The following is a 13,640-nucleotide window of genomic DNA, read 5'->3' on the forward strand; positions in this document are numbered from 1 at the left end:
CTCTATTATGGTCTAAAGTAAGATAATTCTTTTTGAGATGACTGCGAACTTTGCAGCTTAAATTATAGATTATTATGTATTGTTTCCGTATTTTCCGAGCTGGACCCTCGTTTGTTAAAGCTACTTTCGTTTGATATCACACTCCTGGGGCATAAATTTAGAACGCGCATTCTAGGTTAGCGATAATTCAACCAATTGAAAGGTGTGTGGATTTCTCTGGCTATTTCATGGCGACCCTTCCAGTATATATCCGTTCGGATAAAAGCAAATTTTTCTGACTGCACCGTAATTTGAACATATCTTATACTAAGGAAACCACGTATCAACTTTGATATATTTGATTCTACATTTTGCACACGTATACTGTATTTTTATTTTGAATTTATATAATTTTTGTTGTGCAATGGTTTTGGATAAATATTTACTCATCATTCCCAGTACAATTCCACAAGGTCTGATTTTCGCGATTGTAAGTGTTGTATCTGCTTTTCAAGTGGTATCATGTTGCTTGTTTTGACGAAACGATGATTCTTCTTATTTCTTTTATATTTAAGAGAAACTTTACATTTTGACACTCCCACGGTTAAAGCCTCAAGTCCTACACCTTACGGTGTAACGGATGGGATTCCTGAATGACGAAACGTTCGCAGTCCATTTCTGTTTTGAACAGCCTTCAAGATGAGGGTGTGTCATCACCCCTCCTAAGACAGACCATATAGATTCTTAGGCTGATTGACTATTACCGCCAACCACAGTTGCGTAGCGAATATTCATCGCCCCAACGATATCGCGGTATTTCTCAAATCCGCATGGACACTTATATTTTCTATCTTGTGCCTTGTTCTTTTCAGAACATTTCGGACATGTTTGACTTGTATAAGAAGGGTTCACATATTCGACCTTTATGCCAACTAATGTCGCTTTGTACGCGATAAATTGTGCGAAACGATGGAATGACCAAGTATGTAGATTTTTTTCGTTTTTACGGCTTGTTCGTGCCGTCTGTCTGATGTTTGTTAATTACTCTAATCGAATGACAGAAATAGTATGATCCGTTGCAAAATCGACGATTTCACGACTTACTTTGCGGTCTTGGTCTTGCATCCATCTTTTTTCTTTGCTTCAACCATTTCAGATACAAGGGCATTCATGACTTTTATATACTCGTGGCTACTTTTTGTTCCAATAGCATGATTTGTTGTTTTGTTGGAAGCAATGTAACTTTAACTGTGATGGTTTGTGGTACAAGTTTCACCCCCTCGTTTTTTGATTTTCAACATACTGTTGTATTATCTCACTTGATACATTTCCAGCAGTAGAAACAAAATAAGAACGCGTCCATAGGCTCGACAAGTGTTGAAGATGAGGAAACTCTTCTCTCAAACGTTTTGATGTCACTCCTTTGATTTTTGCCATTGTATCAGCAGGACTACGTGTTGGAGGTGTATGTAAGAACAAGTGAACGTGGTCTTTGTCGCATTCCATTGCAACAATAGAAATATCCAATTCTCCGCATATTTCTTGAACCAACTCTTTGAAACGTTCTTCTACTTTTGTATGAAGAAAAATCTTTCTTCTGTATCTTGGGCAAAATACAAAATGATAGTTAAGTAATGACACGGTTGTTTTGGTTTTTCTATAATCATTCATCATGTTTACATTGTATCTGTTAGATTACAAAACTACAACAAAAAAGATAAAAACATAAAAGATACCAATATTTTGGATACTTAGAGTGCCACAAACCTTACGGTTTTTAGTAGCACTTCGTATCCAACCTCACTTTCATCCCATGCCGAAAGGCGAGGAGAGCGCAAAAGTGAAACGATTCGGCTCGTATACTGGGGAAGTTCAAAGGGAAATAAGCTTTACTTTGAGAGATTTTATTGTGCAGTTGAGCAAGAACGTTAGGACTATTTTTCGCCATTTTAAGTTACAAGGAATCCTAGTATACATATATCATTTTGATTTTCAATGGAATGTGACTCTTAACAAATCCCTAATTTAAAGTTATCATTACTATTTCTGTATGTTAAATTACATTTCAAACATGTATTGTTTAATAGCTACCTAACATCTTAAAGAAAAAATCGTAACTACTCAGCCACCTTTCGGTGTCTTTTTTAAATTTTACTAGTTTCATATGCCTCCCATTTGTAAATACTGAGTATATCAAACAGGGGAGGTGAATCTTATGGTCGATCGAAAAATTATTTTAGATACATATAAAAAAGGACCTGAAGCTGTTATTTCTTTATTTGAAGAAACATTTTCTAAGTTAGAAAAACGTATACAAGAACTAGAAAATGCTTCAAAAAAAAACTCCAAAAATAGTCATAAGCCACCTTCTACAGATGGTTTGGGTAAGCCCGTTACAAAAAGTTTGCGCAAACCGTCTCATCGTCAAACGGGTGGCCAGTTGGGCCACAAGGGACATACTCTTGGTTTGACAGCGACTCCAGATCATACGATTACACATTCTCCTACATATTGTACTTGTTGTCATACTTCCTTGAACCACGAGCCTGTAAAAGGGTATCGCATTCGCCAAGTGTATGACTTACCACCTATTCAGATCGAAGTGACAGAACATAAAGTAGAACAGAAAGAATGCCCACATTGCCATTCTATCCAAGAAGCCCAATTTCCTTCGACAGTATCTCGTCCTGTTCAATATGGTCCAAATATAAAAAGACTGATTCCCTATTTAACGCATTATCAATGCATTTCTTTGAAGCGAACAAAAGAATTCTTTCAGGATTGTTTTGGACATTCTATAAGCGAAGGAACCCTGGTAAATCATACACAGGCTTTCGCTTCTCAATTGCAGCCATTCATAAAAGAAGTAAAGGAAAAGATTCTGCAGTCTCCTGTTGTCCATTTTGATGAAACTGGTATGCGTGTAGAAAACAAAACACAATGGTTACATACTGCCAGTACACCGGAGGTGACATTGCAACATATTCATCAAAAACGTGGAAAAGAAGCAATGGATGCTGGAGAAATCTTGCCATCTTTTTCTGGAATTGCGATGCATGATGGTTGGAAATCGTATGATGCGTATACAGATTGTCGTCACGTTTTATGTAATGCCCATCTCTTACGAGATTTACAAGGAATTATAGATAGTACTGGAGAACAATGGGCACAACAGATGCAGAAATTTCTAACGCAAGCGTTGACGATGAAAAAGCAATCCGAAGGTACCATGCCAAAAGCGACGCAAAAGAATCTGTTTATTATGTATCAATCCATATTGAAAGAACAACAGATTCTTTCCACGAAACAAAAGAAGAAAGGAAAGCAGACGCCTTCTCAAAATTTATGGAATCGCTTCGTCAAGTATTCTGACAGAATTCTAGCGTTTTTAGAACATCCAGCCATTCCATTTGATAACAATCAAGCAGAACGGGATATTCGGATGACGAAAGTAAAACAGAAAGTGTCTGGGACTTTCCGAAGTAAGAAAGGCGCAGAATCTTTTTGTCAGATACGAAGCTTTATGAGTACCATGAAAAAACAAAAACAATCGGTCTTACAAGCGATAAACCAAGTCATAGAAACTAGAACGGTTCCTTGGAATAACACGACTTCATAAGAGAATTTCTCTATTTGGCATAGATTCTTTCTCTGATTGGAGTATTTTCTTTTCATGTTTTCGAATCGGAAACATGTATTTGGCCTGTTTTTTTATTTGAAGAAGCTGAGTAGTTACAAAAAATCTATTTTACTCTTCATAATACTCTTAAAAGGAGAGTAACAACAGTCAGTTTATATTTATAAAAATCTATAAGTAACGATAAAATATTTATAGATAAAAAATATTGATATAGTAAGATAGTTTCGTGAGGTGAGAAACATGAAACTATATTCAATTGGTGATTTTGCAGAAAAGATAGGTAGGACGGAACAAACTCTTAGGAATGGGGATAAAAATAATAAATTCAAGCCACATCATGTTTCTGTTGGTGGCACTCGCTATTATTCGCAGGAACAACTTAATCATTTTCTAGGGATTCGCAATAAAGAAGAAATAACTAAAAAGGTGATAGGCTATTGTAGAGTTAGTTCCCATAAGCAGAAAGATGATTTAGAAAGACAAATTGAAAATGTGAAAACCTATATGTTTGCCAAAGGTTATCCATTTGAAATCATCACAGATATAGGTAGTGGGATTAACTACAATAAAAAAGGATTAAATCAACTAGTCGATATGATTACAAACTCAGAAGTTGAAAAGATAGTCATTCTATACAAAGATAGATTGATTAGATTTGGATATGAACGAATCGAAAATCTATGCGATAAGTAGGGTACAACTATTGAAATCATAGATCACACAGAGAAAACTGAGGAGCAAGAATGAGTTGAAGATTTCATTCAGATTATCACAGTATGTAGTTGCCGTCTGCAAGGGAAAAGGGCGAATAAAGCTAAGAAGATGAGTAAGGAGTTGATGGAAAATGATACTTGCGAATAAAGTGAGAATCAAGCCGAATAAAGAACAAGAACATCAATTTTGGAAATCCGCTGGAACAGCCCGATGGGCTTATAATTGGACATGAGGTAAACAAGAAGAAAATCACAAGCACGGTGGTAAATTTCTATCTGACGGCATCCTTCGTAAAGAATGAACAGTTCTGAAACAAGTAGAAGAATATGCATGGCTATACGAAGTATCCAATAACATGACAAAGCAAGCGATTAAAGATGCTTGTGAAGCATATAAGCGATTCTTCAAGGGACTGGCTGATAAACCACGATTCAAAAGCAGAAGGAAATCAAAACCATCTTTCTATAACGACAATATCAAGTTGAAAATAAAGAAAAAACAAGTCTTGATTGAGAAAGTTGGTTGGATGAAAATATCCGAAAAGCTACCTTTAGATGTTACATACTCGAATCCAAGAGTTAGCTTTGATCGTAAATATTGGTATTTGTCTGTAGGTATGGAACAGGAGTTTGAAAAAGAGAAGCTAACGGATGTTTTATTAGGAATAGATATTGGAATCAAAGAATTAGCATATTGTTCTGATGGTCAGAAAAAGAAAAATATCAACAGAACAAAGGTAGTAAGACAGGCAGAGAAACGCCTTCGTAGGTTGCAACGTCAAGTTTCTCGCAAATATGAAAGGAATAAGGAGGGAAACCGTTTTGTCAAAACGAGCAAGAGATACGACAACTACATAGAAGATTATCAAATATCAGAAATAATCATCTTCATCAATCAACGAGCGAAATGGTGAAAACCAAGCCATTTCGTATTGTGATGGAAACTTTGAATATCAAAGGTAGGATGAAGAATAAACACTTGTCTAAAGCTATTGCGAAGCAATGTTTATATGAGTTCAAAAGACAAATACAATATAAATGTGAAAAATATGGTATTGAATTTGTAGAAGCTGATACATGGTACCCCTCTTCAAAAATGTGTTCAAATTGCGGAAACATCAAAAAAGAACTAAAACTTTCTGACCGAATATATAAATGCAATTGTAGTCATGAAATCGATAGGGATTTAAACGCTTCTATGAATTTGTCGCGATATGAATTAGCAAGCTAACACCTAAAAAGTTACTGCTGATATGTAGGATTCGTTGTATACGAATTTACGCCCTCGGAGAAAGTAGCTTTGGCAAAACTGGACTCGTAGAACAGGGAAATAAACAAACTTTATAGACTTTTATAAGGTTTTGGCGACGGGATTACCTCAGCTGTTTGACAAAAAAATGTGTAAGGGTAAAATTTTAGGATTTTTAGCAAACGAAGATGCTGGAATTTGTATATTGACTGGTAGGAAAACAAAATATACAGCTGTGCTATCCAGAAGAATATAATATAAGTAGGTTGAGGGGAAACATGAAAACTAAACTAGTCTTTATCACTGGTGCTCCTGGTGTTGGAAAAACTGAAACAGGACAAAAATTAATTCATTTTTGTCCTAATAACTCCGCCTTAATAGACACAGATAAACTTGGCAGCATTCAACCATTTAAGATAGATGATGATTTTTATGAATTAGTGGGTAAGAATCTTAAGGCGTGTATTAATAATTTTCATAATCATAAATATCAATTATTGATAATTACTGGTGTATTAATACCAGAGGGCATGTACAAACATATCATAGATTTTGTTAGCGATAAAACAAAGTTTGAGTATAAGATATATGGTCTTCAAGCGAACGAAGAAACTATTATTAATAGAATTAATAATGATAATAAAGGTCAAAATCCAATTCAACGAAAAAAATGGCTGCATGTAAATGACGAGATATTACATATTGAAAAAATACAAATTATTGATACGACAAATTTTTCTATTGGTGAAGTCGTATATGCCATTAGGCTTTTAGAAATGCTCTGAGGTTGAATAATACCGTCTATCCACATAATAATTTTTTGTATCTGTTATTTTTGTGTTTTTTCATTTGTTATTTTAGCGATGGTAACCGGTTATATTATCTTACCGGCTATTTTATTTTCTATAAAAAGTACTAATAGATGTTGAATGGTTCAGTTGAAAAAACGGAAAGTCATTTGTACTTTTTGACCATATGCATTACTTGTATACCATTTAATAGAGTGGCGGATATTTATGATGTTTAAATAGAAAAAATTTTGATATAACGTGAATGGAAAAAGTATAGACTGCTGTAGAGTCGCTGTAAATAGGAATATCGATATTGTTTGCGAACGAGCACTTATTTTGAGGAGCGCTCTTTCATTTGAAAAGGAATCTTGAATAGAATATTTCCTCCTAGTTATTTTGGAATGAAACATGCTACAATGAGGGGTAATCAAGATGATTGCATAAGGAGGGAATTGTGGTGGATGAGAAATTAGATATGTTAATGAAGGTAATGCAAGAAGGATTTGATGGCTTGAACAAACGTTTAGATGGATTAGAGAATCATTTAAATGTAGTAAAGACTGAGGTTGCCTCATTACGTGAAGACACTACAATTGTGAAGCAACAAGTGGTAAGGATGAGAAAAGATACAAGATACTTGGAAAAGAAATATCAACAGCATGATAAACAAATTTCTGAATTGGAAGATCAGATGCATAAAGCGTAACGGTTATTATAAATCACATAGGTAATTCATATGCAATGGATAGACACTACAATATATCAGCATCCTAGAGATGGCGATGTTGTGGAGAGAAACGGATATATTGTTATTACGGGTTAAGTTATGGGGCTGAAAATAAGAAGTTATCGTATTTCTTGTTCAGTCATTTTTAGTATAGGTTTTTTATGTTGTTTAAACCCAAAAACAACTTGTGAAAATAGAGATGGTTTCTAGCCATAAAAGCATGTAGTAGTTATGGGAATGTGTAATACATGTGGGATTGTTTGAACGAATCTGTTCTATAAATCGCATAGAGATTATAAATACAGCTAACACTGTCAAAAAGGAAGTAATATGCCTATTAGCGTAGCATAAATAGCGATAAAATAACCTTTGTAACAAGGGAGTTAGTTTGGCTGTCTTAGGACGAATTCTTTAGCTATAGTGTTGAGGGAATATAAAAACTTCTTTGGAGAACAAAATGCTTCCGCATATGGTTAATTTTGTACACCAACATAATCGTAGAAATGACACTCTTTTAATGGTGCAAGCATATATTTAAGTATAGGTTTCCATTTATGGTCATCTATTTGCTCATAAGAACGCCTTTCAAGCATAGAATTTACTTTAAGAGCAACTATTCTTTAGAGATTGCTCTCTTCTTATGATTGACGATTTTATCTTATCGATTCAAAATCTAGAAGACCAATATACAAAAGACCGATGCATTGGTTAACTTTACAAAATATGGGGTGGGGATATGTATGGATTGCTATTCCAAAATTATTTTATCAAATGGGAAAGAATATATGGTACCGCTTCGTTTTAATGAACTAATTGGAAAAAAGCTAGTTAATGGAGAAAGAGAATTGTTTAATACATGGATTTTAGTTCCTCATATAGATGTAGAAACAGGAAAGGAACTGCAAGTGGCTTTAAATTCCTTATACATAGTAATAATTGAGGAATTCAATGTAAAAATGCAACCCAATATTCCATTAATATTTAGAAGTGAAAAAATAAATCAAGATTAGGGCTAAAAGTATCCATTTGGATGCTTTTATTTATATTAGTAAGGAGAAACTAACCTAATAAAATGCCCCCATGATATATGGGGAAAGGTTATAATAAAAGCGGATGAAGAGCGACTATATACGATAAAGAGGAACTTTATGAATGAGATATAAGCGCTCATCATCCGTTTAAATGGAAAAGTTGAACGAGAACATATGATCTTTGTACATAGAGTATAGGTGTAGGATACAAAAAAAGAGATTTATTTAAGTATAAATCTTTACGTATGTTCTTCGCTCATTATTAATATGCAACATATTTTGGTTTTTTATACCAATAAAATTAAATTTATTTGTTACGAATTTCTACTGGAGTAAAATAAAAGAATTAGTATGAGAAGGGTTATATTGTATTTTGGATAGAGAAAGAACCTACAAGCAAAGGAAAACGGGCGGCTGTATGACTGCAACAAAAGAAAGTAATGGTTTGATCGTTATTCTGAATAACAAACGCGCTCCTTATCCTTCGAGAAATGATTGAACGGATGAAGCATATACATGTTTATACATTTTAAAGAAATAGAATAGCTAATTGGGATCATTTCATGTATAGATTACAGTGTATATTTTTTCATCCACTTGTAGTATGTACATATTTTGGTTTTCGATACCAAAAAGGTGCGTATAATTAAGGAGGAGAGAGAATGGAATTAACTCAGCTTGAGAGGGCAATGATTGTTACTACATTTATGGCATCATTGGGGAAAGTAGAACTTGAGACGTTGATAAATGAATTTACATTTGAACAATTAGAGATAGAACTTGAAGAGATATTAAATGAGGATATAACACTCGCACAAATGATAGAGGCGGGAAGAAGTGGAATTCACAAAATTATTCAAGATTTATTAGGTGAAAGTTGACAGATAGTGAACTTACCCACAACTTAACGTCCTAACGGGCTGTTTGAAGTGGTGGCTTTTTGGGAACTAGATACGTTTATTAGTGTTCTATATTTATCCAGCTGTCCCTAAATAAAAGATCAATTACTATAGATTGTAAATACTAGCCCCTGCTAGATTGTTTCCAGGATAATGTTTAAATCCCCTAGCACATAGGTAAGGTATCCCATGTCGATACTATATATTGAGTAACAATTATTAGCGGATATTATGCGCTATAAAAAAGGAAGATCTTCTGAATTGAAGAATCTTCCTTTTTACAAATACATGTAAGTTCCATTTATAGATGTCACCACGATTTCCAATGGTATGTATATGATGTTCTCATTATGAGTGATTTAAAAGATTTTGTATTCTGGTTTGAAAAGGTGTGTAGAAAACAATCTGAGGATACTCTTTTTTATCCACATACAAGTACCGCCCGTACTATTGCCCGATATCAAGAACATATGCAAATGACAAGATTATTAAACCTGCTAGCATTAACCGGCGCATGAATTCTATTAAACGGCATTTTGACGGGGCGAAGCAAAAAGGTCTTGTACAAACGAATGTATCGATACTAACAAGGTTAATATCGACGGTACGTGATCATGCATATAGAAATATATGGAGAAAGTGCTGTTGTCTTTTAGATAACGCTCAGAAAAAAATTAGAAAAACTTTTTTAGGTAGACCAAAAAATAAAGAGAACGTATCTAGAACGTTTAGGTAATCTGCTTGTTGCAAGTAGTGTTACAGGAATTAAAAATACTCTGATCTGTTTACGGAAATTTCTCAAAATACAGACAGAAAATAGGAAAGGAATCACTGCAAAAAATTAAAACCATAAATACATACGATGTTGCCAAATATAGTACTGAATAGGTACTCATATGTTAATTACTCTGGAATAGTACAATGATTTATCCTACTTTTCTATGTATAACAAGAGACAAAGGATGCAACAAAATGATGTACCAATACATTTGAAATTTGAGAGTAGTAACACAAGCGATGTATACGGGCCTCTAAGCCGACTTGTTACATGGTATATTTTTTACTGAAGACGCTGGTATATTTAAATTATCAAAGTAAAACAGCCACAAAAAAGTAGCCGAGGAGGCGTTATGAATGAAAAAACCTAACAAATTTTCAGTCGTTATTCCAGTAGTTAGTGTGTTAACGATAGGTAGCATTCTGCCAATTACTTCTTTTGCAGCTGAAACGAACGGACTTCCCCATGCCAAAACCAACCTAACACATCGTATGCACTCTAAAATAGGTGCTGATAGTAAAACACATTCTCCAAAAAAATCAAAAAACAAAGCAGCAGCTGGCATAAGTGCGAGTACAGATACAAAAGCGGGAACAGATACAAGTGCTAGCACGGATATAAAAGCAGGGACGGATACAAGTGCGAGTACGGATATAAAAGCAGGGACGGATACAAGTACGAGTACGGATATAAAAGTAGGGACGGATACAAGTGCGAGTACGGATATAAAAGCAGGGACGGATACAAGTACGAGTACGGATATAAAAGCAGGGACGGATACAGGTGCGAGTGCGGATATAAAAGCAGGAACGGATACAAGTACTAACACAGATTCGGTACCGGCTATTGATATGGAACAATTTAAAAGAGATCTTATAACAGCAAATGAATACATGCCACCAGAACCACAATCTGATGGCAGTAGAAAAAGTTATCTTCCAGGCCATCTTACAAATCCAGCAACGATTGATGTTACACCTTCTTTGGAAAATTTTAAAGACGTAACTGCTACAGAAACAAAAGATATAACAACAGCGGACGAGACACAAGAGGCTACTTATGAAAATACGACAGATTTAAACCAAACACACGTAACACCGTCTAAAACGATTACTAATACAGATTCCTTTACTTATTCTAATATAGAAGGAGCAAAATTAGGCATAGAATTGGATCATACATTCACTGCAAACGTGGCGATTCCAGATATAGGAGGGGCAGGTCAATCTACTACTGAATTCTCTTATAGTCATACAAGTTCGAATACAACCATTCATACAGAAGAAATTACCCTACCTTCTCAAACGATTGTAGCGGCACCGCATGGAACGACACACTATCTAGGAAAAGTACAACGGGTTGAATTTTCTGGGAAAACGGAAGGAAGCGGTTATCTGACTGGCACAATAGATACCGAGCAGTACTTTACGTATCCTGGAGAAGAGGGGCATTGGAACGGCCGAGCGGATGATCCTAGAAATGTAAAAGAAAAATTGGATATTTATGATGTATTTAAAAAAGCGCTTACAAATCAAGCTTATAGTGGATTACCAAATTATATAGAATTAGATAATGTAAATAAAAGAGTCATTTTAAAGCAACCAATTACATCTACCTTTACAGGAAAATTAGGATTTAAAGCTGACGCAAAAATTGAATTTATACCAAGTGATCCAAATAAACCGAAAGTTCAAATGTCTTTAACAGATTACCAAAACCCTGAAAAACGTGCTCAATTATTAAAATAATGAAAAAAGATTGTGTATAGAAATAAAACCAAACCAAATTATTATATAAGGTTCCCCAAATAAATTTGTAAGCTAATTTATTTGGGGAATCTTTGTTTAAAGATACAAGTTAATAACTTGGCAAGAAAAATAATGACAATGAAAATAAAAAAGATTGTGCTGATGGTATGTTGGGCACCATAAATTGAATAATTTTCTATTTTTGTATACAAATAATAATATCCGCTAATATGTAGTGTGTGATGCGGTATCGTTGTTACATGTTCGTTTGATTTTTTATTCGTAAAATTACATGTTTATTTTGTTTTTTTTGACGCTCTCATGGCTAAATCCGCAAGTCTTACACCTTACGATCTTTTAGCAGCGTTCTGTATCGAATCTCACTTGCATCCCATAGCCAAGACCAATGTGAGTGAAGCCGTTATGTAGGATGTTTGTACGGTGTCCAGCACTATTCATCCAGGCGTGCCCTACTTCTTGAGGTATACGTTGGGCCTTGAGTAATGTTTTCCCTTGCAAAGAAAACCAAATTTATTCATCATATCAAATGGAGATGCATATGTAGGGCTGTTATGATTAAAGTAGTTATTGTTTTGCACGCTCAGTGTTTGTTAATTCAATGGCGCGTTGTTCGAACTCTCTTGAAGATGTTGTTTCATGATGTGTGTCCTTTCTATACAAAGTGTTAATAGTTGTTTTTGACAACCTGGCTGACGGTTCTGGGGTATACTTCAAATGATGTTAAAATGTATACAAAAAATATGCATTGTTAATGTTTATAAAAATAATTTTTATACAAAAGTAGTTTGAAATTAAGATAATAAAAGAACCAAAGCATCTAACTCAGCAGCGGTAGTGGACGGGACCGCAAGTACCCCCAACTTCTAAAAGTAACGCAAGTATAGGATTCATATAAATAAACTCTTTTAATAAATTTAAAAAACGCTATAATGCATTTGATTGTTATTAAACCGTATATTTGTCCTGAAATACGGCAAACATTCGGAATATCTGTGTTGCTTTCTATGTTTCTCTATCCTATATATTTCGTGTGAAAAAGTTCTGTTATAAAGTTTGAAAAAATATAGGCTCGTTTTCAAACTTTAGTTAGCGTTTAAGAGGTTCTGAGTAACTGCTGTAAATCTTTACGTGTCGAAAAGAGAAGTTTGGAAGTTCGCTTCTCTTTTTTTATATAACATGAATGGTTTCGCTTCATTGTTAGACATATAAAATCTGACAGGTATTATCACTATGTAAACAAATATTCCCGATTCATACTAATAGCCAGACTTTGTATAGAGTAATAGTATCAGTATGATTAAGATGTGAATTATCCGCCACTTAACGTCCTAACAAACTGTTTGAAGTGGGGGCTTCTTGGGAACTAGATACTTTTGTTAGTTATCTATATTTACCAAGCTATCAACTTCCCTTAGAAAAAGAAAATCAGTTTTATATTGTGCAGGTGTAGGATATTTGATGGATGTATCTATGCATGTTTGGGATTCTTGATACGAACTCATTCTATCTGCAAGCATTTTGTTATATACAAAACGAACGCAACCAAATGTTTTTGCGAAAAATAATCGTTGTTCATCATTCGGATAGATATGATACTTATATGCTTTCAACATGACCTCCACCGCACTTTTCACCTTGATTTTCAATCTCCTTTTTAACTACATCTAGTGTTGCGTCACCAGTAGTCACTAAACAGAAACTTCTTGACCAAAATATTTCTTTCCACCGTTTCTTTTTTACTTGCGGAAAATCTCTCTTAATGAGTCGAGACCTTGCACTTTTATAAGCCTGAATAAACTTTGTCATTTCTGTATTGAGATGTGCCTTGAACAGAATAGGAACATGGTCTACACCATGATGCCATTCGACTAAAGTTACATTGTATGTTTCAGACAGTCGTACAAACATGTCTGTTACATAGTTTGATATAGTATCATCAAATACATTTCTTTTATATTTTACAATTAATACAAGATGATCATGCAATCAGAATACTGCATGATGATTACGATCTCATTTCATTGATATATCAACCTTTTATCTTGATAAGACTAATTATATCAA

Annotated in this window: 9 protein-coding genes and 4 pseudogenes; 8 read left to right on the plus strand and 5 right to left on the minus strand. The window is 34.4% G+C overall.

Going from position 1 to position 13,640, the window contains the following annotated elements; translation table 11 throughout:
* Positions 1-723 precede the first annotated feature (723 nt).
* Together AC3WVZ_RS29865 and tnpA (AC3WVZ_RS29870) are read right to left on the minus strand one after the other, a co-directional pair.
* Positions 724-1,119 (minus strand): annotated as a pseudogene (locus AC3WVZ_RS29865) (RNA-guided endonuclease TnpB family protein); the annotation flags it as partial.
* A gap of 132 nt (positions 1,120-1,251) precedes the next feature.
* On the minus strand, positions 1,252-1,653 hold the full coding sequence (tnpA, locus tag AC3WVZ_RS29870; protein WP_233936834.1) for an IS200/IS605 family transposase: 402 nt from the start codon (positions 1,651-1,653) through the stop codon (positions 1,252-1,254).
* Between the two features lie 541 nt (positions 1,654-2,194).
* Here tnpA (AC3WVZ_RS29870) and tnpC point away from each other — a divergent pair.
* The 8 genes and pseudogenes from tnpC (at position 2,195) to AC3WVZ_RS29910 (ending at position 11,555) form a co-directional block, all read left to right on the plus strand.
* Positions 2,195-3,598: an IS66 family transposase gene (gene tnpC / locus AC3WVZ_RS29875; protein WP_100910632.1), complete on the plus strand. Its 1,404-nt coding sequence runs from the start codon at positions 2,195-2,197 to the stop codon at positions 3,596-3,598.
* Positions 3,599-3,859: 261 nt separating this feature from the next.
* Positions 3,860-4,480 (plus strand): annotated as a pseudogene (locus tag AC3WVZ_RS29880) (IS607 family transposase).
* Positions 4,464-5,563, plus strand: a pseudogene (locus tag AC3WVZ_RS29885) (RNA-guided endonuclease InsQ/TnpB family protein). Before AC3WVZ_RS29880 ends, AC3WVZ_RS29885 begins: the two co-directional pseudogenes overlap by 17 nt.
* Before the next feature lie 296 nt (positions 5,564-5,859).
* Complete coding sequence (locus tag AC3WVZ_RS29890) at positions 5,860-6,366, plus strand: ATP-binding protein (RefSeq protein ID WP_078187183.1); 507 nt, start codon at positions 5,860-5,862, stop codon at positions 6,364-6,366.
* A 463-nt stretch (positions 6,367-6,829) separates the two neighbouring features.
* A complete protein-coding gene (locus AC3WVZ_RS29895) occupies positions 6,830-7,078 on the plus strand; it encodes a hypothetical protein (protein ID WP_078187182.1) in 249 nt (82 codons plus the stop codon).
* Positions 7,079-7,839: 761 nt separating this feature from the next.
* Complete coding sequence (locus AC3WVZ_RS29900; RefSeq protein WP_233936835.1) at positions 7,840-8,109, plus strand: hypothetical protein; 270 nt, start codon at positions 7,840-7,842, stop codon at positions 8,107-8,109.
* 683 nt (positions 8,110-8,792) lie between these two features.
* Complete coding sequence (locus AC3WVZ_RS29905) at positions 8,793-9,011, plus strand: hypothetical protein (protein ID WP_078187180.1); 219 nt, start codon at positions 8,793-8,795, stop codon at positions 9,009-9,011.
* 1,152 nt (positions 9,012-10,163) lie between these two features.
* On the plus strand, positions 10,164-11,555 hold the full coding sequence (locus tag AC3WVZ_RS29910) for an ETX/MTX2 family pore-forming toxin (protein WP_233936837.1): 1,392 nt from the start codon (positions 10,164-10,166) through the stop codon (positions 11,553-11,555).
* Positions 11,556-11,912: 357 nt separating this feature from the next.
* Here AC3WVZ_RS29910 and AC3WVZ_RS29915 read toward each other — a convergent pair.
* The 3 genes and pseudogenes from AC3WVZ_RS29915 to tnpA (AC3WVZ_RS29925) form a co-directional block, all read right to left on the minus strand.
* Positions 11,913-12,212, minus strand: a pseudogene (locus tag AC3WVZ_RS29915) (CAP domain-containing protein); the annotation flags it as partial.
* Between the two features lie 740 nt (positions 12,213-12,952).
* Positions 12,953-13,189, minus strand: coding sequence for a helix-turn-helix domain-containing protein (locus AC3WVZ_RS29920; protein ID WP_492310909.1), 237 nt, complete (start codon positions 13,187-13,189; stop codon positions 12,953-12,955).
* The gene (gene tnpA, locus AC3WVZ_RS29925; RefSeq protein ID WP_233936838.1) at positions 13,173-13,562 is read right to left on the minus strand and encodes an IS200/IS605 family transposase; all 390 of its coding nucleotides are present in this window, start codon (positions 13,560-13,562) and stop codon (positions 13,173-13,175) included. Before tnpA (AC3WVZ_RS29925) ends, AC3WVZ_RS29920 begins: the two co-directional genes overlap by 17 nt.
* Positions 13,563-13,640 lie beyond the last annotated feature (78 nt).

Source organism: Bacillus sp. CPT56D-587-MTF, assembly GCF_058792335.1.

Coding starts and splice junctions, on each gene's coding strand:
- tnpA (WP_233936834.1), bottom strand. CDS start 1,653: ATGATGAATGATTATAGAAAAACCAAAACAACCGTGTCATTACTTAAC.
- tnpC (WP_100910632.1), top strand. CDS start 2,195: ATGGTCGATCGAAAAATTATTTTAGATACATATAAAAAAGGACCTGAA.
- AC3WVZ_RS29890 (WP_078187183.1), top strand. CDS start 5,860: ATGAAAACTAAACTAGTCTTTATCACTGGTGCTCCTGGTGTTGGAAAA.
- AC3WVZ_RS29900 (WP_233936835.1), top strand. CDS start 7,840: ATGGATTGCTATTCCAAAATTATTTTATCAAATGGGAAAGAATATATG.
- AC3WVZ_RS29905 (WP_078187180.1), top strand. CDS start 8,793: ATGGAATTAACTCAGCTTGAGAGGGCAATGATTGTTACTACATTTATG.
- AC3WVZ_RS29910 (WP_233936837.1), top strand. CDS start 10,164: ATGAAAAAACCTAACAAATTTTCAGTCGTTATTCCAGTAGTTAGTGTG.
- AC3WVZ_RS29920 (WP_492310909.1), bottom strand. CDS start 13,189: ATGTTGAAAGCATATAAGTATCATATCTATCCGAATGATGAACAACGA.